This is a genomic window from Moheibacter lacus (genome assembly GCF_014042165.1).
GTDB lineage: Bacteria > Bacteroidota > Bacteroidia > Flavobacteriales > Weeksellaceae > Moheibacter > Moheibacter lacus.
On sequence record NZ_JACDZE010000001.1, the window covers coordinates 779159 to 801838 of the forward strand.

Annotated in this window: 22 protein-coding genes, 1 tRNA gene and 1 pseudogene; 12 read left to right on the forward strand and 12 right to left on the reverse strand. The window is 37.1% G+C overall.

Annotated features, from left to right (window positions below; all coding sequences use genetic code 11):
• Positions 1–26: 26 nt before the first annotated feature.
• Positions 27–1262 carry a transcription termination factor NusA gene (gene nusA, locus HU137_RS03705; RefSeq protein WP_182042455.1) on the reverse strand — a complete coding sequence of 412 codons (1236 nt, stop codon included), beginning with the start codon at positions 1260–1262 and terminating at the stop codon, positions 27–29.
• Positions 1263–1273: 11 nt separating this feature from the next.
• Positions 1274–1741, reverse strand: coding sequence for a ribosome assembly cofactor RimP (rimP, locus tag HU137_RS03710; RefSeq protein WP_182042456.1), 468 nt, complete (start codon positions 1739–1741; stop codon positions 1274–1276).
• A gap of 86 nt (positions 1742–1827) precedes the next feature.
• Between rimP and HU137_RS13080 the strand changes: the two genes are divergently transcribed.
• The gene (locus HU137_RS13080; protein WP_317169891.1) at positions 1828–2304 is read left to right on the forward strand and encodes a methylated-DNA--[protein]-cysteine S-methyltransferase; all 477 of its coding nucleotides are present in this window, start codon (positions 1828–1830) and stop codon (positions 2302–2304) included.
• Here HU137_RS13080 and HU137_RS03720 read toward each other — a convergent pair.
• Both HU137_RS03720 and HU137_RS03725 read right to left on the reverse strand, forming a co-directional pair.
• Positions 2291–2911 (reverse strand): 2OG-Fe(II) oxygenase, encoded by a 621-nt coding sequence (locus HU137_RS03720; RefSeq protein WP_182042457.1) that lies wholly within the window; start codon positions 2909–2911, stop codon positions 2291–2293. The genes HU137_RS13080 and HU137_RS03720 overlap by 14 nt on opposite strands.
• A 74-nt stretch (positions 2912–2985) precedes the next feature.
• Positions 2986–3477: a DUF456 domain-containing protein gene (locus tag HU137_RS03725; protein WP_182042458.1), complete on the reverse strand. Its 492-nt coding sequence runs from the start codon at positions 3475–3477 to the stop codon at positions 2986–2988.
• Positions 3478–3559: 82 nt separating this feature from the next.
• Here HU137_RS03725 and HU137_RS03730 point away from each other — a divergent pair, with 82 nt between their 5' ends.
• The 4 genes from HU137_RS03730 (at position 3560) to HU137_RS03745 (ending at position 6848) form a co-directional block, all read left to right on the forward strand.
• On the forward strand, positions 3560–4834 hold the full coding sequence (locus HU137_RS03730) for a mechanosensitive ion channel family protein (RefSeq protein ID WP_182042459.1): 1275 nt from the start codon (positions 3560–3562) through the stop codon (positions 4832–4834).
• A complete protein-coding gene (locus HU137_RS03735; protein ID WP_182042460.1) occupies positions 4827–5564 on the forward strand; it encodes a pyridoxine 5'-phosphate synthase in 738 nt (245 codons plus the stop codon). Before HU137_RS03730 ends, HU137_RS03735 begins: the two co-directional genes overlap by 8 nt.
• A complete protein-coding gene (locus tag HU137_RS03740; RefSeq protein ID WP_182042461.1) occupies positions 5561–6340 on the forward strand; it encodes an alpha/beta fold hydrolase in 780 nt (259 codons plus the stop codon). Before HU137_RS03735 ends, HU137_RS03740 begins: the two co-directional genes overlap by 4 nt.
• 73 nt (positions 6341–6413) lie before the next feature.
• Positions 6414–6848, forward strand: a complete 435-nt coding sequence (locus HU137_RS03745) for a DoxX family protein (protein ID WP_182042462.1) — start codon at positions 6414–6416, stop codon at positions 6846–6848.
• A gap of 266 nt (positions 6849–7114) precedes the next feature.
• Here HU137_RS03745 and HU137_RS03750 read toward each other — a convergent pair whose 3' ends face one another.
• From HU137_RS03750 to HU137_RS03760, 3 genes are all read right to left on the reverse strand, one after another.
• Entirely contained in the window at positions 7115–7891 is a 777-nt protein-coding gene (locus tag HU137_RS03750; protein ID WP_182042463.1) for a T9SS type A sorting domain-containing protein, read from the reverse strand.
• Positions 7892–8037: 146 nt separating this feature from the next.
• Positions 8038–10911 (reverse strand): TonB-dependent receptor domain-containing protein, encoded by a 2874-nt coding sequence (locus HU137_RS03755; RefSeq protein ID WP_182042464.1) that lies wholly within the window; start codon positions 10909–10911, stop codon positions 8038–8040.
• An 81-nt stretch (positions 10912–10992) separates the two neighbouring features.
• Positions 10993–12189, reverse strand: a complete 1197-nt coding sequence (locus tag HU137_RS03760) for a hypothetical protein (protein WP_182042465.1) — start codon at positions 12187–12189, stop codon at positions 10993–10995.
• 282 nt (positions 12190–12471) lie between these two features.
• Here HU137_RS03760 and HU137_RS03765 point away from each other — a divergent pair, with 282 nt between their 5' ends.
• Both HU137_RS03765 and HU137_RS03770 read left to right on the forward strand, forming a co-directional pair.
• Positions 12472–13152 carry a response regulator transcription factor gene (locus tag HU137_RS03765; RefSeq protein ID WP_182043307.1) on the forward strand — a complete coding sequence of 227 codons (681 nt, stop codon included), beginning with the start codon at positions 12472–12474 and terminating at the stop codon, positions 13150–13152.
• Between the two features lies 1 nt (position 13153).
• Entirely contained in the window at positions 13154–14203 is a 1050-nt protein-coding gene (locus HU137_RS03770) for a sensor histidine kinase (protein ID WP_182042466.1), read from the forward strand.
• A 309-nt stretch (positions 14204–14512) separates the two neighbouring features.
• On the opposite strand, the gene HU137_RS03775 is transcribed toward HU137_RS03770, so the two are convergent.
• A tRNA-Gly gene (locus HU137_RS03775) sits at positions 14513–14588 on the reverse strand.
• 239 nt (positions 14589–14827) lie between these two features.
• Between HU137_RS03775 and HU137_RS12970 the strand changes: the two are divergent.
• The 4 genes and pseudogenes from HU137_RS12970 (at position 14828) to HU137_RS03800 (ending at position 17792) form a co-directional block, all read left to right on the forward strand.
• Positions 14828–15292, forward strand: a pseudogene (locus HU137_RS12970) (DUF1579 domain-containing protein).
• 131 nt (positions 15293–15423) lie between these two features.
• Positions 15424–16776 carry a hydroxymethylglutaryl-CoA reductase gene (locus HU137_RS03790; protein ID WP_182042469.1) on the forward strand — a complete coding sequence of 451 codons (1353 nt, stop codon included), beginning with the start codon at positions 15424–15426 and terminating at the stop codon, positions 16774–16776.
• Between the two features lie 108 nt (positions 16777–16884).
• The gene (locus HU137_RS03795) at positions 16885–17316 is read left to right on the forward strand and encodes a pyrimidine dimer DNA glycosylase/endonuclease V (RefSeq protein ID WP_182042470.1); all 432 of its coding nucleotides are present in this window, start codon (positions 16885–16887) and stop codon (positions 17314–17316) included.
• Complete coding sequence (locus tag HU137_RS03800; RefSeq protein ID WP_182042471.1) at positions 17298–17792, forward strand: YkgJ family cysteine cluster protein; 495 nt, start codon at positions 17298–17300, stop codon at positions 17790–17792. The genes HU137_RS03795 and HU137_RS03800 overlap by 19 nt, the downstream gene beginning before the upstream one ends.
• A gap of 85 nt (positions 17793–17877) precedes the next feature.
• Here the strand turns inward: HU137_RS03800 and HU137_RS03805 are convergent, their stop codons facing one another.
• The 4 genes from HU137_RS03805 to HU137_RS03820 form a co-directional block, all read right to left on the reverse strand.
• The gene (locus tag HU137_RS03805) at positions 17878–18930 is read right to left on the reverse strand and encodes a PorT family protein (RefSeq protein WP_182042472.1); all 1053 of its coding nucleotides are present in this window, start codon (positions 18928–18930) and stop codon (positions 17878–17880) included.
• Positions 18931–18960: 30 nt separating this feature from the next.
• On the reverse strand, positions 18961–19632 hold the full coding sequence (locus HU137_RS03810; RefSeq protein WP_182042473.1) for a hypothetical protein: 672 nt from the start codon (positions 19630–19632) through the stop codon (positions 18961–18963).
• On the reverse strand, positions 19622–20182 hold the full coding sequence (locus HU137_RS03815; protein WP_182042474.1) for an RNA polymerase sigma factor: 561 nt from the start codon (positions 20180–20182) through the stop codon (positions 19622–19624). The genes HU137_RS03810 and HU137_RS03815 overlap by 11 nt, the downstream gene beginning before the upstream one ends.
• 202 nt (positions 20183–20384) lie before the next feature.
• Entirely contained in the window at positions 20385–20915 is a 531-nt protein-coding gene (locus tag HU137_RS03820; protein ID WP_182042475.1) for a hypothetical protein, read from the reverse strand.
• A gap of 127 nt (positions 20916–21042) precedes the next feature.
• Here HU137_RS03820 and bshC point away from each other — a divergent pair, with 127 nt between their 5' ends.
• Positions 21043–22647: a bacillithiol biosynthesis cysteine-adding enzyme BshC gene (bshC, locus tag HU137_RS03825; protein ID WP_182042476.1), complete on the forward strand. Its 1605-nt coding sequence runs from the start codon at positions 21043–21045 to the stop codon at positions 22645–22647.
• Positions 22648–22680: the final 33 nt, after the last annotated feature.

Below are 22680 nucleotides of genomic sequence, written 5' to 3' on the forward strand. Positions count from 1 at the left end.
AGTACGTTTTATTTAATTGTTCTGAATTAGTCTTCTAATTCTTCACGCAAGATTCTTATGACATCATGGATGGTTTCTTCTTCCAAATCTGTTCGGGACACCAAGTCGTTTACATCTTGTTCCAAAATGCTTCTCGCAGTATCCAATCCTATTTTTTGGAAAGCTTCAATTACCCAAGCGTCAATTTCATCAGCAAATTCAGCTAATTCAACATCTTCATCTTGTGGTATATCTCTAAACACATCGATCTCCATCCCCAAAAGCTTCCCGGCCAATCTAACATTGTGACCGCTTTTACCGATGGCTTTGGAAACTTCTTCCGGCTTGACATAAACCCTTACTTTGCTATCGGCTTCATCGATTTCCATACGGGAAATACGAGCCGGACTTAGTGCACGGGAAACATAAAGCTGTAAATTATTGGTAAAATTGATTACGTCTATATTTTCATTTTTCAATTCGCGGACGATGGTATGGATCCTTGACCCTTTCATCCCCACACAGGCTCCAACCGGATCAATTCGATCGTCATAAGACTCAACTGCCACTTTTGCTTTTTCACCCGGAATTCTTACTACTCCTTTGATCGTGATGATTCCATCAAAAATTTCAGGAATTTCAGTTTCAAATAATTTCTCTAAAAATTTAGGGGAAGTTCTAGACAAAATGATTTGAGGCTTGATTCCTTTTAATTTCACTTCATCTACCACCGCTCTTACAGATTCTCCTTTTCTGAAGAAATCAGATGGTATTTGGTTTTCTCTCGGTAAAATCATTTCATTTTGCTCGTCATCCATCACAATAATGTGTTTCTGACGGATGTGGTGAACTTCACCTGAAACAATTTCTCCTTCTATATCTTTAAAACGCTCATAAAGATTGGCGTTGTCATGCTCCATTACTTTGGCAACCAAATTCTGACGCAAAGCCAAAATCGCTCTTCTTCCCAAATCTTTTAAAGCAATTTCCTCAGAAACCTCTTCTCCTACTTCAAAATCCGGCTCTATTTTTCTAGCTTCTGACAATTCGATTTCCGCACTATCATCTTCAGACATTCCATCCTCCACTACAATTCTATTGTGCCAAATCTCCAAGTCTCCTTTGTCAGGGTTCACGATGATATCAAAATTATCGTCTGACCCAAATTTCTTGCGCAAAACGCTTTGAAGCGATTCTTCTAAAATCGCCATCAGCGTTATACGATCTATATTTTTTTCATCTTTGAAATCACCAAATGATTCGATCAATGCAATATTGTCCATTTTGTAAAATTTTAAAAACTGATTTTTACTATTGCTTTTTTTATATCTGTGTACTTTATCTTCTCTGTTTTCTCCACGGTATGTTTCCCTTTCCCTACAGGTTTAGGCTCTCGTGTTGTCCATTTTAGTTCAATACCTTCTTCATCTGCAGCAACCAATTCGCCTTCCATGTCCTTTCCACCATCTGATCTGGTGATTTTCAATGTTCTGCCGATGTTTTTCTTAAACTGCCTTGGCAAAACCAATGGATTTCCTACGCCTGCCGATGAAACATTCAAAGAAAAATCATCTTCTTCTCTATCTAAATTATGCTCTACATGACGGCTGATCCTTACGATTTCCTCTATGGAAAGCCCTTCATCTCCATCTACCAATACTTCAATTGCATTATCAACCGAAATACTCCAATCTACCAAAAACAACGAAGGATTTTCTTCCACCGCTTCGTCGATTAACTTTTTTACTAATTCTTGATTCATAGCGAACAAAAAAGAGAGCTAATTGGCCCTCTTTCATAGATTTTCTCCTTAAATTCGATGCAAATATATAACAATTATTTGAAATAGTGAATTTTATATCTAAATATCTCTCAGAAATCGGTTGGATAGAAATCAAAGGAAATGACGCAGAAATACACGCTATCCTCTTCACTAGCGAGGAACCGACCATTTCCGCGCATCAGCCAAAAATTGTCGAAAATTTAACACAACAACTCAACGATTATTTTCTAAACGGCAATTGGAATTTCGATGTGCAACTTTCACCTCAAGGAACTGATTTCCAATTAAAAGTTTGGAAAGAACTACAGGAAATCCCCTTTGGAAAAACAATTTCCTATCTCGATTTGGCCAAAAAATTGGGTGATGAAAAAACGATTCGCGCTGCTGCTTCTGCCAACGGTAAAAACCCGATCTCCATCTTGATTCCATGTCACCGTGTCGTTGGAAAAGACGGTAGTCTGACCGGATATGCCGGAGGATTGCATCGTAAAAAATATTTGCTGGAATTGGAAAAAGGAATCCGATCGCCTAGACTTTTTTGAGCCAGCCTGCGATGCTCATCCTTTTGCGATGAGCCAGCTGAACTTCGTGCTTGACTTGATCCGAAGCAAAAAAACAAACCGTTCCACCTTCCGGTAGGATTTGAATTTCTGACCCTTCAAGATGCGCCACAAATTGTCCACCATCTTTCACGTCCCAATTTTCGTTTAAATACATCACAAAAGAATATTTCCTACCCGAATCCGATTTGAATTGATCGATATGCGGTTTATAAAAACTCCCAACGTCATAAAGTGCATAATGAAATTCGAAATCATTAATTCCTGTATAACAAGTTCGATTCAAATAGTCAATAAACTCTTTTACGATAGCTATAAACCTTTGTTCTACTGCTAATTGAGAATCATTTTCAATCCATTTGATCACATCTCCACGCACCTCGGCATTTTTTTGATGTACAAATTTATTTCCGATTCCGGCAGGATGCATTTTACCGTTTTCGAAATTTTTTTGAAGTTGATCACGCAATTCTTTTACCAATTCTTCTGAAACAAATTGGGTTTGGTATCCTACCTGATTGGAAAGCAGGCCTTCAATCAGTCCTTCAAACAGAAGATCCTGAGAAGTGGTCAAATTTTTATTTTTCAAGTAATTTCAATTCCCAAATGTCTAACTATTTCATCTAGCAGACAATAGGGTAAATCATAAAATTTAAAAAATTTTCAAACTATATCTGTAGCAATGAACACAACCAACATGGACAAACAAAGGATAATTCCATAACCGCTGGTCAAAAAGTAGCCGATGATAGATCCCGTAGCGGCTTTTAGGGCTCTTTTATGATTTTGACGGTCATAGATCAATTCGCCGATCAATGCACCTAAAAAGGGAGCGATGATGATGCTTACAAATCCAAAAGGCGAAAAAATAATTCCAACAACCAACCCAATGATCAAACCTACAACTCCATAGCGGGTTCCACCCATTTTTTTTGTGGTTGCGATAGGAATCGTATAATCCAAAACAATACCGATAAGCGTGAAAAAACCGAAAACCCCCACTAACCACCAGCTGATTTCTGAAAAATTCAGAATTTTCGCCAATAATAACGACCCAAATGCCAGTGGCGCTCCCGGTAAAACAGGTAGAATCGTTCCGGCTGTACCGAGTAAAATACCAACTCCAAAAATTAGTTTGATAATATGGTCTTCCATCCCAACAAAATTACAATCTTTTTACCATTATGTTAACGGTTAGATTTTGAATAGGTGTTACCTTTGCAAGAAATTTGAAAAATTGTTTGAAGCTACTACTCAACTGTATTCCAATAAATACATTGCCGACTTCGCCAAATTCATCCGAAAACAGATAAAGGATATTTTTGGAGATGTTTTGGGAAATGCTTTTCTTCCATTTATTGAAGTTGGATTTTGGGTATTGATCCTATTTCTCATCGATTTAATTCTCCAAAAAACATTTGGAAGTTTAATCGGTCTTTTGGCTAAATATTCCAAAATCAATTGGATCAAAAAGTTTTATTCGCATAAAGTATTTCGCACTTTATTTCACTTCGTTACGGTTTGGATATTGACTGAAATCAATCCTTATGTTTTTCAGAAGTACCATATCATCGATAAAGTTGCAGATAAACTCATCGGTTTATTGGTCATCATCATTATCATCAGTTTTATCTTCCGCGTTGTTGATGCCATCATTGACATCAAAGATGAAGAAGAAAGCCATACAACGGTAGGGATCAGGACTTTTGGGCAGATGTTCAAGATGTTTGTCGCCTTTTTTGGTGCCTTGACGTTTGTAGCTACTTTGATCGACACCGAAATATCGCAAATATTAACGGTACTTGGAGCCTTGACCGCTGTGGTTTTATTGATTTTCAGAGATTCTATTTTGGGTTTTGTCTCCGGATTGCAGATTGCGACTTCCAAAAGTATCAAAGTGGGCGACTGGATTTCGGTTTCCAAATATGATGTAGAAGGAATCGTAAAAGAAATCAATTTGGCAGTGACCAAAATTGAAAAGTTTGACAAAACGGTTTCGACTGTTCCGACTTATGATTTGATTTCGTCTGAAGTAACCAACCACTCTTGGATGGCTGCTACAAACACCAGAAGGATCAAACGACCGATTTATTTTAATGTGAATTCTTTTCAATTTTGCGATCAGGAGATGTTGAAGAAATTTGGTAAAATCGATTTGATCAAAGACTATATCGAAACAAAACTGGAAGAAATTCGCGTGAGCAATAAAATGGTGATGAACAAACAATACATCATCAATGGCCGACAATTGACCAACATAGGTGTTTTCAGAAAATATGTAGAAAATTATTTGGCCAGTCGAAATGACATTTCCAAATCGGACACCATCATGGTCAAACAACTAGAACTAAGCCCCCAAGGGATGCCGCTAGAGATTTATTGTTTTGCCAATACTTCTGAATTCATTGACTTTGAACGTGTTCAGTCTGATGTCTTTGATCATTTGATCAGTGCCAGCAAAGAATTTGAATTGGAAATTTCACAACCTTTTATTTATCCGAATCATGACTAAATTAAGTGTAAACATCAATAAAATAGCCACACTCCGAAATGCCCGAGGCGGTGACACACCCAACGTGGTAGAAGCAGCTGTAAAAGCAGAAGAATTTGGCGCACAAGGCATTACGGTTCATCCGCGACCGGACGAACGACACATCCGCTATCAGGATGTTTATGATTTAAAAAAAGTGGTCAAAACGGAATTCAACATCGAGGGAAAACCCATCGATAGCTTTATGAAAATGGTTTTGGAGGTAAAACCGGCGCAAGTTACTTTGGTGCCGGATGCAGAAGATGCAATCACTTCAAACGCTGGTTGGGACACGGTAAAACACCAATCTTATTTAACCGAAATCATTTCGGAATTCAAAAAAAACGGAATACGGACTTCTATTTTTCTCGATCCCAATCCGAAGCTAGTGGAAGCAGCTGCCAAAACAGGTGCAGATAGAATCGAACTCTATACAGAAAGTTTTGCGGTAGAATTTTCAAAAGGGAATTTAGAAGGAATTCAACCTTATCGTGAAACGGCTGAAGAAGCCATTAAAAATGGCCTAACACTCAATGCCGGACATGATTTGAGTTTAGATAATTTACAGTATTTCATCGAGCAAATTCCTGAAATCGCAGAAGTTTCGATCGGGCATGCTTTGATTTCTGAAGCGTTATATTTGGGAATGGAAAATACGATTCAGGCTTATTTAAAACGAATTGAATTGGCCTATAGAAAACATAATTTATGAATCAAATTCTCCACAGTAAAATAGTTGGTGATAAACCCAAACATTTATTGATTTTTCATGGATTGTTTGGGCAGTCTGACAATTTTGCGACCCTTGCCAAACAGTTCGCTGAATTTTATACGGTTCATGCAATTGACCTTAGAAATCACGGACGAAGTTTTCATTCTGACGATATGAGTTTTGAAGCCATGTCTGAGGATATTTTAAATTATTTGAATCACCATCAAATCGAAACTTGTTATTTGCTTGGACATTCCTTAGGTGGACGTTCTGTAATTGAGTTCGCATACAAATATCCTGAAAAAACAGAAAAACTCATCGTCGCGGATATGGCGCCAAAGGCTTATCCGCCGCATCATCAAGGCATCATCAAAGCTTTGAATTCGGTAGATTTTGAAAAGGTGGAAAAACGATCGGATGTAGAAGAAACGTTGAAACAATACATTCCGGACATGGGCACGCGGCAATTTTTATTGAAAAATGTTTACCATGCGGAAAGCGGTAAATATGCTTTTCGGTTTAATTTGAAAGCATTGACTGAAAGCTATGAGAAAATGGTAGGAAATGATTTAACCGATGGTGTTTTTGATGGACCTACTTTGTTTTTACGCGGCGCAAAATCCGATTATATTTTAGATACTGATTTTGAATTGATTCGAAATCATTTTCCAAAAGCTGAAATCAAAACGATTCCCAATTCAGGTCATTGGGTGCATGCTGAAAACCCGAAAGCCTTTTTTGAGGATGTCGTTGGGTTTTTGAACGATTCGCTCTAAATTACTAGAAATGAAACTGTTTGAGAATTAGATATATTTTATATCTTTACTATTCACACAGATAGAATTTCGCATGAAAAACGCTCATTTGTTTTCATCAGGCACATCAACTTCTTATGTAGACATCACCAGTTTGATATTAAGGATCTTTGGCGGTGGATTTATGCTGTACGGTCATGGACTGGGGAAATTCCAAAATTTCTTTTCCGACCAAGCCATAGCGTTTATAGATCCGTTTGGGATCAGTGCTACAGCGACTTTAGGTTTGGTGGTTTTCGCTGAATTTATTTGTGCGGCTTTGGTAATGCTTGGTTTGATGACCAGATATGCTTTGGTTCCTTTGGTATTGACGATGCTTTACGCAGCGTTTATCGCGCATGGAGGAGATCCATTTGGAAAGAAAGAAATGGCGTTATTGTATCTTGTTATTTTCATGGCTTTATTATTACTCGGGCCGGGGAAATATTCTTTGGATCGCATGATCAGAAAAAGAAGGGCAACAGTTTAAGAAGTTATCATTTAAACCGTAATGTATTTTAAATTAGGATTTTGTCATGATTTTTAATTGTTTCACATCAAAAATACATGCCAAAATGTTTAATTTTCATAATTGTCAAATTCTACCAATATTTAACTCCTATGGAGTTTATCTTCATTTAAAAGGTTAATATTGAATAAGTTTGCCTGTTATTCCATAGTGCATTACCGGATAATTTAGAATAAAAAATCCCGACTACATTGCAGTCGGGATTAGTATTTTAATCTGATCAGAAATTATTTCTTCACGATTTTTTGTGTAGTTGTAGCGTAACCATTTGTTACTTTAACGACATAAATACCTTTTGTCATAGCAGAAGTATCTACACTTCCACCATTGTCAACACGGTTTGAAGAAACCAATCTTCCTTCCATCGTGTAGATGTTTACGGTAGCACGTTGTGGCAATTGAAGTGTCAATTTGTTGGTCACAACTGTGTTCATTTTTACTTGGTCAGCAAAATTGTTCAAATCAGCAACAGACATGGTAGATTTATCATAAACCATGATGTTGTCCATCAATACAACTCCACCACCTACGTTATCGTTATGATAAGTTCTTAAACCCGCTCTGATAACATCTGCTCCTGCATTAGGCATTCCTTCCGCAGTAAAGAAAACCCATTCTGGAGAGTCTTCTGAGTATCCTTCCATTTGAAGTGGATTAGGCCCTGTATCTCCGTCTGCATTACGGAATTGTGCCCAATATCTAAATCTAGCGTCAGGTGCATTATCTAAATACCATCCTGAAAACACATAAGTAACACCTTGTTCTACCGCAATATCATTAAGCGGGCTGATTTGTGTATTTCCTGAATCTGGTGCAGTAATGCTTGTGGAAGAACTTCCATCTTGCGCTTCAGAAGACTGAGCAATGATAGCTGAGTTCGGCACATACCAATCTACAGGTTTTCCGTCTGCCCAATTTTCAAAACTATGATTTGGGACTAAATTTGTTTGTGCAGATAAAGTGATTGCTGCCAAAACTGTTAAAAATGTAAAGATTTTCTTCATTTCTTATAATTTTATTTGGTTTTTAAGGACTGCAAATTTAAGTATTCTATTTGATTTACAGACTAATAAATCGTTAATTAATTGTAAATTGAGAAAACCCTTTCAAATTAAAGATCGAAAGGGTTTTGGTTGTATGATAATGTCATTTAAAAATCATAACTGAAACCTAAAGAAAATGTTCTTCCGATTCTTTTACTTTCAAAAATCTCAGAAGGCGCATTATAGGATTCAAATAAATCTTCCACTTTGTCATCTAAAATATTTGAAACCTGTAGGGAAATTTTGGTTCTTTTTTCTTTCCCAAATTTTTGGTTCAATGTAAAGTTCAGGCTGTTAAACGGCTGAGCATACACATCTGGAAACAAACCTGTACCTACAACTGAAAGCGATTTTCCTCTAACGTTATAAAAAAGACCGGTTTGTAATCCCATTTCCGGATTTAAATATTCTATCCCTGCGTTGATAACATAAGGTGCTTGGCCTGCCATATCACGAGTGTTTTCAATATTTTCTCCCTCTCTTTCAAAATCTTTACGGCTGTTAAATTCTTCTTCCGTCATTTCAATTTCAGATTTCACGATCGTTACATTTGAGCTGATGGATAAATCACGGAGACTCTCTGAAATAAAGCCTAAATGTTTTTTGAATTCAAATTCAGCTCCATAAACTGTACCATCACCGACGTTTCTAGGTTGGTATTCGTTACCGGTATTGGCTGTGATAATTCTGACCAATTCGATGGGGTTTTTAAACGTTTTATAAAATCCACTGATGGAAAAAATCTGGTCTCCAGAAGGGAAGAATTCTAACCTGATATCAAAATTATCAATGTTGGTTTCCTGAAGGTTTCCATCCCAAGAGCCAAATGCCCAAAGCCCTCCGTTAAAGGTACGATTGGAAATTGGGTCGATGATTTGTGCATACGACATTTCTTTAAATGAAGGTCTTGCGATCGTTCTGGCATAACCCCCGCGTAGATTGATGTCGTTTGAGATTTCATAAATCAAATTGGCTGTAGGAAAGAAATTGGTTGAGTTCATTTCTTCACTGTTGTCAAAATAATCTCCACTTTGGGTATAACCCGAATAATACAAACGGAAGTTTTCAACGCGTACACCTACTATCGTTTTTAATCTATCAAAGAATTTATATTCGTTTGACACATAACCTGCGATGACAGAAGAGTTCGAGTTAAAGTCATTTGGATTTGTTTCAGGATTTGCACTATTGAACCAAATATTATTGATAAGGATGTTTTCCTCACTTAGGACGTCATTTGGGTCATAAGAATCCCAGTTTTGACCTCCCAAAAATCGCATATTATATTGGCGAATTAAGAAATCTCTTTCTTTATAAGTATAAGCCGCACCGGCTTTAATTAATCCATTATTATAAACTTGGCTGATATCAATTTTCCCAACTCCGGAAAACTCTTCCAAGTTTCTCCAAATCCTGGTTGGCGCTCCTCCGGCACCGTTATAAAATGCAGTATCTACAGACTCATATGTAAACGCCGTTTTACGGATATCCGGATCTTCATTTTTAGTAAAAGTTGGGGACAATTTCCATTCCAACTCAAAATCACCTGATTTTGATTTATGCGTTCCTTGCAGAATCAAATTGGTCAGTGATCTTTGGTTGAACATAAGATCATCCTCTCCAGCTCGGTACCCGGAGTGACCTGTTGCTGCTCCATTATCATTTACATATAATTTTGCTGCTGTACTTTCTCCATTCTGTATATGCATAGCATTTAAGCTATATCTGGATTTTTTGGTTTTATAAGACAAGCCTCCCATTGCACCCAATAGAACGGAATTTACTCCTTTTTCACCTTCTTTGGTTTGGGCAAACACCATTTCATATTGTGAAGGGTCTGAGGCGAGTCTTTGGTAATCGCCGTATTTATAATCGTCAAAATACTTGGTTTCATTTTTATAATTCAACCCAAATATAACGGCGAGTTTATTGTCATTTTTTAAATTGAATTGGTCTCCATAAGAAATAGAGAAATCTTGATTCATATAAGCCGGTTTTCTGGAACCGCCTAGCGTTTTGTCAAATTGGTTGACAAAATCACGTACTTCTTGAGGGCTTGAATTGATAGGAGTAGGATAATCACTATTTTCAGCCATAGAAGGAAGGTCTCTTGTTCCATTATCAAATCCTAAAAAGTCTGTATCTCCTCCTTTGTAATAAAGATAATCACTATTAAAGGTCATGCCCGGCGTGATTCCTAAACCGTACGAAATATTTAAAATTCTCTTTGTAGGAAAGGCTTTGGTTTCGATGTTCACCAAACCTCCTGTGAATTCGGCTGACAAATCGGCCGTAAAGTTTTTACTCACTACGATATTATCCATTAAATTGGATGGGAAAATATCCATTTGCAAAGTATTTCTATCAGGGTCTAATCCAGGTACATCAACTCCGTTAAGAGTTGTTTTTGAATAACGATCTCCCAACCCTCTTACATAAACATATTTCCCTCCTTCAATAGAAACCCCCGTTACACGTTTTGCTGCTTCAACCGCTGTTCCGTCTCCGGCCAATTCCATTTTTGCAGATGAAACACCATCCAAAATTACGGAAGAATTCTTCTTCATTCGGACCAAAGCTTTTTCGCTGTTTCTATTTACACTGGCGGTAACAACTACGGTGGCTAAGTTGACTGAAGAATTCTGAAGAGAATCCCCCTCTTCACCTATTAACAAACTCGTCAAAAAAGCATCATCCAGCACAGTTACTTCTCTTGCTTTTACTTGAACATTTTCAAAAGTAAAAGTCTCGTAATCAAAATCTTCAAAAGTAATAGCATAAACACCTGGCTCCAACTCCAATGAATATGCCCCATCTAGATCTGTCATGGCGATTTGCTCATCATTGACATAGATGCTTACACCCATTATGTTTTGACCGGTAGACTCATTAAATACAGTTCCTCTCACAGTTCCAAGTTCGGTTTGTGCAAGTGAGAAAATTCCAATTAAAGCAAGAGTTAAACTCAGTAACTTTTTCATCATTATTAATTTAAATTATTGCAAAAAAACAGACTTGTACTTTTATACAAGCCTGCTTTTTATGATTTGTAATTTTTATCATTAAAATTGGTTAGCCTGAGCTGCCCATGTCCAATTTAAACTTGAACCGTTAAATGTATAGGTTGTTCCTGCATGTAACCAAGACGGAACAGATGAACCTTCTGGGATTCTGTTAATCAAATCATCTGCTGTAGTGTTCAAATAAATATTGTTAAAAGACACATTTGCAGCATCGATTCTGTTGATAATTTGTCCTTCAACTAAATCTGTGAAATATAAATTTGACAAGTTTACATTTGAATTTTCGTCAGTATTGATGATATCTTGAGTCGTGAAATCAGAAGTAGACATTTTGATGAATCCGTTTTGGATCGTATGTGGTCCGTAATCTGAAGAACCTTCTGGCCCATCCAATTCAAAAGCATGACCTTGAGCTCCTATAACTGCGAAGTTATTCAAAGTTCCTGACCAAGATTGATCTGTATCGATCCCATCATCACCACAGTTCCAAACCACTACGTTTGTAACATTTACTTTTCCACCAAACCACTCGATTCCGTCATCAGCACTTCCAACAATCTCGATGTTCTCCACCACAGTTCCTGAACCTACTCCACCCAAAGTTAAACCTTGGATTTCATTTCCCTCTCCGATATCAGTACCTGAATAACGGATAGAGATGTATCTTAATGTACCTGAACTTTCAGTGTCATTTGTACCTCCGTACAATCCGTTTGGATCAGAGGCCGGGATACCTTCTATACCAACTGTTTCAGCTGACGCAGAAATCCTAGCATTACCCAACACGATTAAACCACCCCACAAACCACTTGTTGTAGAGGATAAATTTGGACTTGAAAAATCTCCTGAAGCCACTTGCTCTGGTGTAATTTCATCACCCACTGAAGTGAAAATAATCGGCAAATTAGGTTCTCCTTCTGCATCAATTGTTGCTCCACGAGCGATAATCAAAGCCGAAGCATCTGCTCCTTCTCCCATTTCTCCTTTAACAACTACTCCCGGTTGGATTTCCAAATGTGCCCCACTTACAACTGCAATTCTCCCCGCTAAAACGTACGTTTTTCCCGTTTCCCAAATTGCATCTTGTGTGATATTTTCAGATACGACAATTGTGTTCTCATCTCCACCATCATCATCTGAACTTCCTCCTCCATTATCGTCATCCCCTGAACAAGAAACAAACATTGTGGACATTGCCATTAAAGACAAAACAGCTAATGAGCTTAATTTTTTCATGATTTTTTCTCTTTAAAAATTTTATTGCAAAGAACCGCTGCTTTGGAAAAAAAGAATTTTCGTCAATTTTAAATTTTGTTTAACTAAATGTTACGCGGTTAACTTAACTTTAAATCTTCGTTAAACAAAAGGTCAAAGGAAATCGATGGAAAATTTACCTTAACTTTGCACACCGGATTTACACGCCTAATTATATTTGAATTACCTATTAATCAAACAATTACAACACCATTAAAAAAGGTATAAATCCCGAACATGGGAATTTAAAATTTCAACAAACGAATACGAATGAAAAAAATTAAGATTTTACTAGTTGATGATGAACCGGATATCTTGGAATTCCTTTCTTATAACTTAATCAAAGAAGGTTATGAAGTTTCCACTGCCTCAAATGGCGCTGAAGGAATCAAGAAAGCAAAAACAGAAAAACCCGATTTGATTTTATTGGACATCATGATGCCCGAAATGGATGGCATCGAGGCCTGTGCAGAAATCAAAAAAATAGATTCCTTAAAGAAAACACTCATCGTATTTCTAACCGCCAGAACGGAAGAATTCTCTCAATTGGCGGGTTATGAAGCAGGTGCTGATGATTACATCACCAAACCGGTAAAACCAAAAGTTTTGATGAGTAAAATCAAAGCGCTTTTACGATTAAAATCAACGGATGAACAACAACAATTCATAGAATTAGAAGAATTCATCATCGATCGTGAAACCTATAAAGTCACTTTTAACGGCGAAGAATTCATGCTTCCCCGCAAAGAGTTTGAATTGATCGCACTACTTGCTTCCAATCCCAAACGCGTATTCAAACGCGACGAAATCCTTGAAAAAGTTTGGGGAAATGAAGTCGTGGTTGGTGGTAGAACCATCGACGTTCATGTCAGAAAACTAAGAGAGAAATTTGGAAATGACCGACTTTCCACCATCAAAGGAGTTGGCTACAAACTAAACGCGTAAAATGGCTGCGCCTACCCGTTGGTTCAATTCTTTTTTCTATGCGCTGATCGGCGCACTGCTCATATGGCTACTCAGTTGGCTCACTACCACTATTTTACTGGAAAGGTCATTTGAGTTCTGGATCAAACCTGATTTTATTTGGAAAGGTATTTTGATCACATTTTTCATTCCTTTTTTGGTCATTTTCTCACTTTTAGGCATTGCTTTTAATTCCTTTTCCAAACTTAATATTTCACAACTCTATGATTTGGTCCCTGACCTAAACCCTCAAAATGCAGCCAAAGATTTTGAAAGTCTTTCGGAGCAAATTTCTTCTTTAACTGATGTGAAATCAAAAGAAATCGATTTGCTGACCGAAAGAGAAAATTACCGTCGCGAATTTCTAGGAAACGTTTCCCACGAACTCAAAACGCCACTTTTTTCTATCCAAGGTTATTTACTCACTTTAATAGAAGGAGGCGTGGAGGACGAATCTATCCGCGATAAATATTTGAACCGAATCAACAAATCAGTAGAACGATTGACCTATATCGTAAAAGATTTGGATATGATTACCGAACTGGAATCGGGCAATTTAAAATTGGAACAAAGGCCTTTTAATATTTTAGCACTGACCAGAGAAGTTTTTGATCTTCTTGAAATCAAAGCCCAAAATAACCTAGTAACCCTGAAAATAGAAAATCCGATAGATGTCCCTATCCGAGTAGCGGGTGATATAGAAAGAATAGAACAAGTCCTCACCAACTTAATCGTAAATGCTGTTAACCATTCGGCAAAAGATAATGCCATTGTCTCTGTTTCCTTTCAAACCGTTAACGGAAAAATCAAAACGACAATCAAAGACAATGGGGTCGGCATAAAACCGGAGCATTTAGAAAGAATATTTGAACGATTTTATAGAATCGATAAAAGCCGTAGCCGTACGCATGGTGGATCCGGGCTAGGACTATCCATCGTCAAACATATCCTTGAAGCACATGGTGAAAAAATTCAGGTTTCCAGTACCTTTGGAGAAGGTACCGAATTTTCATTCCTACTCAACAAAGCCTAATATCTAAAAATCCATTTAATTTTATTGAGCGGACTCTGAGGAACCCGCAACATTCAGTCTACCAATTGAGCCACAAATAAAAAAATCCTATCATTTCTGAAAGGATTTTTGGAGCGGGAGACGGCCCCGATGCGTCGGGGGAACCCGCAACATTCAGCCTACCAATTGAGCCACAAATAAAAAAATCCTATCATTTCTGAAAGGATTTTTGGAGCGGGAGACGGCCCCGATGCGTCGGGGGAACCCGCAACATTCAGCCTACCAATTAAGCCACAAATAAAAAAATCCTATCATTTCTGAAAGGATTTTTGGAGCGGGAGACGGGACTCGAACCCGCAACATTCAGCTTGGAAGGCTGAAGCTCTACCAATTGAGCTACTCCCGCATTTCTGAGTACAAATTAAATTCGAATAATTGAAACAGCCAATAAAAATTGAAAAAAAATTAATTTGATCTTAAAAATATGGTCAAAATAATTTCTCTTCAATACTCGAATTTTCGTTATACCTTTAATAATCAAACCATTAAATTATTAAAAATTTTATTTTACGTGTTATTTGCAGTTTGGGTTTTTGCTTCCTTAATGCCCAAACTCCTGAAGAAATGAAAGCTTGGGAGAATTCGATGACACCAGGAGCCGAACACAAATGGATGGAACCTTATGCCGGCGAATGGTCTGCTGTGACCACCATTTGGATGGATCCTACCCAACCTCCCATCAGTTCAAATGGAAGTTGTGTCAATTCGATGTCCATAGGTCGCTATTTGGAATATAGTTTTAACGGAAATTTCATGGGAATGCGATTTGAAGGAAAAGGTGTGATGGCTTTTGATAACTTGGAGAAAAAATATAAATCGACATGACGAGACAGTATGAGCACTGGAATCATGTAAACAGTCGGAACCTATGATGCAAAAACGCAAACCATGACTTCGACCGGAACGTCTGTAGACCCAATGTCCAAACAAGAAATGACCACCAAAGAAATTACAAAATTTGTTTCCAAAGACAAATACATCATGGAAATGTACGCTGTGATAGATGGTAAAGAAACCAAAATGATAGAAGTAGTTTATACAAGAAAATAATTTACTCAAATTGAACCTTATCGAAAGCCTATTCCATCCAATAGGCTTTTGTTTTAACATAAAATTAGCGCAAGGATTTCCCTATTTTCACCGGCTTAATCCCTACTTTTGTATTTCTTAATATTTCAAGCATGAATCATACTCCGGTTGAAGGTTTTTCAAAAATGTCAAAAGAAGGGAAAATCGAATGGCTAGTCAACGAATATCTAGATGGGTCTGAAAATGCTCTTCAAACCCTGAAACAATATTGGAATGACGATGTAGAACTTCAAAGGCTTCACGATGAATTCTCCGAAAACACCCTTTCCAATTTCTATATGCCTTTTGGTTTTGCTCCGAATTTTTTAATCGATGACGAATTGCATTGTTTACCGATGGCCATCGAGGAAAGTTCAGTAGTAGCTGCAGCTTCAAAAGCAGCAAAATTCTGGATTTCGCGTGGCGGATTTAAAACCCAAGTGATTTCCAAAACCAAATTGGGACAAGTCCATTTCATGTTCAAAGGTGACAAAGAAAAATTGGAACATTTTTTCATCGAAACCGTTTTGGCTAAATTGTTCATCGATACTGAAGCCATTACCAAAAACATGCAAGCGCGTGGTGGTGGGATTTTGAATCTGAAATTGGTTGATAAAACAGCCGAAATGGACCATTATTTTCAAATTCATGCCGAATTTGACACCGTAGATTCCATGGGCGCCAATTTTATCAATTCCTGTTTGGAACAATTTGCCCAAACCCTGAAAAGAGAATTATTTGCCTCTGATTCATTTACCTCTGAAGAAAAAGAATCTTTACAAATCGTGATGTGTATTTTGTCGAACTATACGCCGGAATGCATCGTCAGAGCAGAAGTGAGCTGTCCGGTTGAAGATTTGGAAGAAGGAAATGTTACTTCAGCAGAATTTGTGGAGAAATTTACCAGAGCCGTACGCATCGCCGAAATCGAACCTTATCGCGCCGCAACGCATAACAAAGGCATCATGAACGGTGTCGATGCAGTAGTGATTGCAACAGGAAATGATTTCCGTGCCGTAGAAGCTTGTGCGCATGCCTATGCTTCGCGAAACGGAAAGTACAGCAGTTTGACACACGTCGAAGTAAAAGATGGCGTTTTCAGATTTTGGTTGGATTTACCGATTGCGCTCGGAACCGTTGGCGGACTGACTTCTTTGCATCCGCTTGTCAAATTGGCTTTGCAAGTGCTCGGATGTCCCAATGCTGAAAAACTGATGGGGATCGTTGCGGTAGGTGGATTGGCGCAAAATTTTGCAGCGCTTCGTTCTTTGGTTACGACCGGAATCCAACAAGGGCACATGAAAATGCATTTGATGAATATTTTAAATCAACTGGAAGCGACAGAAGCAGAAAGAAACTATTTTGTGAATTTCTTTAAAGACAAAACCGTTTCGCATCATGCTGTGATTGCAGAGTTCTGCAAAATCCGTGGCGTGAAAAGCGTGGAGGAATTGAAGAAGGGTTGATTTGATGATTTGACCCCGATGTTTCGGGATGAAAATTTAATCTTTTGGTTTTGAAATAATTTTAAACTCAACACTCATCCACTCTTAACTCACCATTCGTAACTTAAAATGCGTCTCTGGTCACTTCATCCAAAATACTTAGACACCAAAGGTTTGGTTGCGCTTTGGCGCGAAACTTTATTGGCCAAAAACGTACTGGAAGGCAATACAAAAGGCTATAAAAACCATCCGCAATTGAACCGATTCAAAGAAGTCGAACGTCCGGTAGAGGCGATTAATCAATATTTAGCAGAAATCTGGGACGAGGCAAATTTCCGTGGCTATAAATTTGATAAAACGAAAATCAATTGGAAATTTAACATTCAAAAAATGACGGTCACGGATGGTCAAATCCAATTTGAATTTGAGCATTTGCTCCGCAAATTGGAAATCCGTGATGAAGTGAAATTTCAACAATTGGAAAATCTTGTTGAGTTGGACACCTTCCATTTATTTAAAACCATCCAAGGCGAAATCGAAAAATGGGAAATAATTTCATAGAAGAATACCATCAAAAAGCTTCGCAAAAACAAACTGAACACAAAAAGTTTTTGGGAAAACTGAAGCAAAAACCTCCAAAAGATTTGGATCGGAAAATGCTCGAAATTCATGAAGAGGTTTTTGAACGGATTGATTGCCTGAGCTGTGCGAATTGTTGCAAAACCACCGGTCCGCTTTTTACCCAAAAAGACATCGAACGGCTTTCGGGTTTATTTCGCTTGAAACCTTCTCAATTCATCGAAAAATATTTAAGAATCGACGAAGAAAACGATTATGTTTTACAGTCCGTTCCTTGTCCATTTCTGGGAGCCGATAATTATTGTTCGGTCTATGAACACCGACCGAAAGCTTGTCGGGAATATCCGCACACCGACCGAAAAAAATTCTACCAAATCAATCATTTGACCCTAAAAAATATTCTGATTTGTCCGGCGACATATGAAGTGGTGGAAGAAATGATGCGGAAATTGAAATAAAAAACCATTCGGTCGCTGATTCTGAAATCTAGGAATCGAAGCGACAAAATGGTTTTCATTTGATAATGAATATGAGGAAAATTATCTAAAAACCCATATTCAAACCGAACTGTAACATCTGACGGTTGTCGAAATTTCCTTTGTTAAAAAATGGACTGAAATCCTGTCTTACAAAGAAATTCCAGTTGAAAATACTCAAGGTCAATTGTCCACCATAAGCGAAATTATTCAACTCATAATTGGTTTTTTTATCCCGATAATCCACATCTACACCCTCAACGATATGGTTGGTCGAAATCCTAAAACCACCATAAACATTGGCTGCAATACCGATTCCTTTGTCAGGATTTCGATAGGTTTCTTCATTTTTGGTTTTCAATCCGGTGATACTGTATTTCACACCAAGCGGAATCATGATGTAAGTGGATCTCAATTTACTTTTGTCCAAATTATGCGCATATTGTGTCAAATCTAAATTTCCTTCCGGACTTCTGGTCACGAAATAATTATCATCAAACCTGACCGTTCTCCAAGACAAATAAGATCCTGTCATGAACACAAATGGACTGGTTTTGGTCAATTGCCGATGGTACAAAAACCCGAAATCAATTCCACTGGAATACCCCAAATGATCATTCAATTTGGTATAATCATCATCAGGCAAAACGATCATTCCATACGCCAAATAGCCTGTCATTTCATTTTTAGGTTTATAATGCCACTCTTTCGTCTTTTCTTCTTGTTCCTTTTTCAATTGTTCGACGTCTGTATTCATGATCGAATATTGAACTTGTTGTTTGACCACTTCATCCAGATCAAATTTCAAATTTTCAATGCCCGAATTGATTCTTTCAGAGAAACGCAAAGCGATGTCTGCTTTTAAATTGCTTGCAAGCGAATCTGAAATAACGCCCGTTTCCAAATCTGCATCCACCTTTGAAACTTCAGTTTCCATCGCCAATTTTTCCTGAATTACAATTTCACGGATTTCGATGGCATATTTTTCTACTTTCTCTCTAACCACTGGACTTACACGCTCATCAATTGGGGTATTTTCGTTGAAATCCCATTTAATAGTTTGGGCTTGTGAACTCATGCCGATCAGGCATAGCATTCCTGAGACGATCAATTTTTTCATCTTATTTTAATTTTAAAAGCTGTTAATAAATTACTTATTGAAATCGATGATGACCAATTTCGACCCTTTGTTTTTTTCCTGAACGGCTTGGTTATTCTCGATCGAATACAAAAGCATTTCAGGATCCACATAATTGGGTTTGGATTTGGGTTTTGAAATCGAATCGGTGTTTAGCGCCAACACCATTTCGGGTTTCAGTTCCAATTTTGGTTCATCTTTAATAATTTTTTCTTCGAATTCAAGTTCGGATTCAACGTGAAGATCATTTGATTTTACCTTTTCTGTTTTGACCAAAACCGCTTCAGATTTGGGTTGGTTATCAGAATTTGAAATTGCTTTATCGCTTTCTGAATTTTTATTTTCTGCTAATTCTATTTGAACTTTTGTTTCAATTGGATTGGATTCAATATTCGCCTGTTTCATTTCTATTTCCGGTAATTTCCTTTCCGTTCCAACCCAATTTTGGTCATTTGGTATTTCAGTATTCAACGCATTCCAACCCATCACAATTCCGATCAAAATCGCTACCGAAGCTGCAAGCCCCACCCAAACCCTTTGCTTTCTGGTTGATTTTGGTGATTTCTTTCCACCATTTTCTTCCAGCATCGCCTCCAATCGCTCCCAAGCATTTTCCGAAACCGGAACTTCTCGAGACTCCAATTGGGATTTGATTTGATTTTCTATGTTATGTTTAGTTTTCATTTGCGATGTTTTTTTGATTCAGAATCAAATCTTTCAACTTATTTTTCGCTCTCGCCAATTGCGTTCTGGAAACCGCCTCACTTATGGAAAGCATTTCGGAAATTTCTCTGTGCGAATACTCCTCCAAAACAAAAAGATTAAAAACCGCTCTGTAATTTTCCGGAATTTGATCCAATAATTCTTGGACGTTTAGTCCTGAAATATCTTCATCCAAATCTTCTAATTCCTCTCTGACTTCAACCTCATCTAGATAGACCATACTTTTGTTCAACTTGATGAAATCTAAACATTCATTCACCATAATTCTTCTGATCCAACCTTCAAAACTTCCTTCAGATTTATAAGCGTCGATATTTTTAAAAACCTTCACAAATCCTCTGAGCATACAATCTTCCGCATAATGCAAATCTGAAATGTAACTTCTGCAAACACTGAGCATCTTACGGGAATTCCGGTCAAACAATTCTTTTTGCGCCAGACGATCCTGCTTTTTTAAAGTGGGAACAAGTACTTCCAATTTTTGGTTTCTATGTATCGATATAATTTTCATCCGGTACCCAATTTATTATTTTGACCAAATGGAATGACGAATTTAAGTTTTCTGCTTTTTTTATGAACTATTTTTATCGTCATTTCAAAATGATTGGCTTCTGTTTGTATAGACGATAAAAATTTAAAAAAAGTGACAAATGAATTGAAAAATAAATAAAAAACCCGCCATAAGCGGGTGAATTCACATGATTATCAATGAATTAATCATTCAAATCCTCTTCTATATTTTTAAAATTCTCTTTGGCTTTTTGCGTGACTTCGTCGACTTCTTCATCCAGTTTTGCGATGTTTTCAGAAACATTTTCTTTTACTTCTGCTGCTTTTTCCTCAGCTGTTTCCACCAGTTCTTCCGATTTTTTATTCAAATCTTTTGCCACTTCTTCTGCTTTGGTTTCAGTCTTTTCAGCCGTACCAGAAACCGTTTCTTTTGCTTCATCAAAAGTTTCTTTGGCTTTTTCTTTCAAACTTTCAGCAGCCTCTTTGGTTTCTTCCCAAACTTCATCGGCCTTTTCTTTTACATTTTCCCAAGTTTCTTCTGCTCTTTCTTTTGCAGACTCTCTTGCTTCTTTTGTTTCTTCCCAAACTTCAGTTGCTTTTTCCTTTAAATTTGAAGCGGCTACTTTTGCTTCTTCAGCCAATTTTTGACTTGCTTCTTTTACATCTTGTTGCATTTCAGAAGCCTTTTCTTGACCACTTCCAAATAAATTTTTAAAAAATGAACCTAATCCCATAGTTTTGTTTTTAAAATTAATAAGAACTAAAATAATCAGAATGAGTCAATTATACAAACCTAAATTTTAACCCAACAAAAATGGATTCATCTTTGTAGATTTGTGTTTTCAATTTTAAATCCAAATTTTGGAATTAGCAGATACAGTTTCTTGGGATGCCAAACAATATGGAAAATTCTCTATATTGATTCGAGACTATTTGAATCAAAATGAGAAAACCTCAGCTTTTTATTCCAAATTCCCTTCAAAAACTAATTTGGTAGCGCAAGCGCATGAAAAATTAGGTCAATACAAAAACCGAGACATCGTATATGCTGCATTAAAAAACCAATTATCGGGTCTCGATTTGTCTTCCAAACAAATGGAAAATCTGGAAAAACTCCAATTGTCCAATTCGGTTACGATCACCACCGGACATCAATTGAATTTGCTCACCGGACCGCTTTATTTTTTCTATAAAATCATCGAAGTCCTGAAAGCTTGTGAGGAAATGAACCAAATCCATCGGGAAATCAACTTCATTCCGGTTTTTTGGATGGCGACAGAGGACCATGATTTTGAAGAAATCAACCATTTCTATTTTAAAGACCAAAAGTTTGTTTGGAACAAAAATGCAAATGGCGCAGTTGGAAGGTTGGATTTAACTGGAATTGAAAGTTTATTTGAATCCTTTTTCCAGCAACTTCCTGATGCTCAAAATGCAAAATCCTTAAAATCCCTGATTGAAAATTCCTATTTGAACTCAAAAAGTCTTACCGAAGCTACCCGAAAACTAGTGCAACAATTGTTTGGGGAACGCGGATTGCTGATGATAGACGGTGACGATAAAGATTTGAAACAATTGATGATTCCGGCTTTTCAAGAGGATTTACTGAAGAATTCGGCATTTAAAATGGTAGAAAAAACCAATGAAAAATTGGCAGCGGAAAATTATTCCGTTCAAGTTAATCCACGGGAAATCAATTTGTTTTATTTGGGCGAGGGAAATATCCGCGAAAGAATCGTTTATGAAAATGACAGCTTTCAAGTTCTCAATTCTAAATTTCAATTTTCAAAAGAAGAAATTCTCGAAGAACTAAAAAGTCATCCTGAAAAATTCAGTCCCAATGTGATTTTACGACCGCTTTATCAAGAAACCATTTTGCCCAATGTTTGCTATGTAGGCGGAAGTGGCGAGATCGCCTATTGGTTGCAATTGAAAGACTTTTTTGCTTCGCAAAATATTTTATTTCCGATTCTTTCTGTCCGAAATTCATTGTTGATTTTGACCGAAAAACAAAAATCAAAATTGGAAAAATTGGGGATTTCATTTGAAGATTTGTTTCTACCGTTATTTGAATTGGTACAAAAAAATGTAAAGGAAAATTCTGGAACCGAAATCGATTTTGAATCTTATGAAAGTCAATTGAACCAAATGTTTGAAACATTGGAGTCAAAAGCTTCACAGACAGACATCAGTTTTTCCAAAATGGTACGAGCGCAAAAAACCAAACAAATCAAAGGTTTGGAAAACATGAAAAAAAGACTGAGAAAAGCTGAAAAAATCAAACATTCTGATCGAGTTGAACGCATCGAAATCCTCTATTCTGAGTTGTTTCCATTTGGGAATTTACAAGAGCGAATTGAGAACTTTTCTGAATTTTGGTTGAATTATGGTACTGGATTTGTAAAGGAAATACACCATGAAATTCGACCTATTGATTTTCATTTCACGATAAAAACTTTACCTTAACCTAAAGAATTGTATTTTTGTTTTTAAATTTTG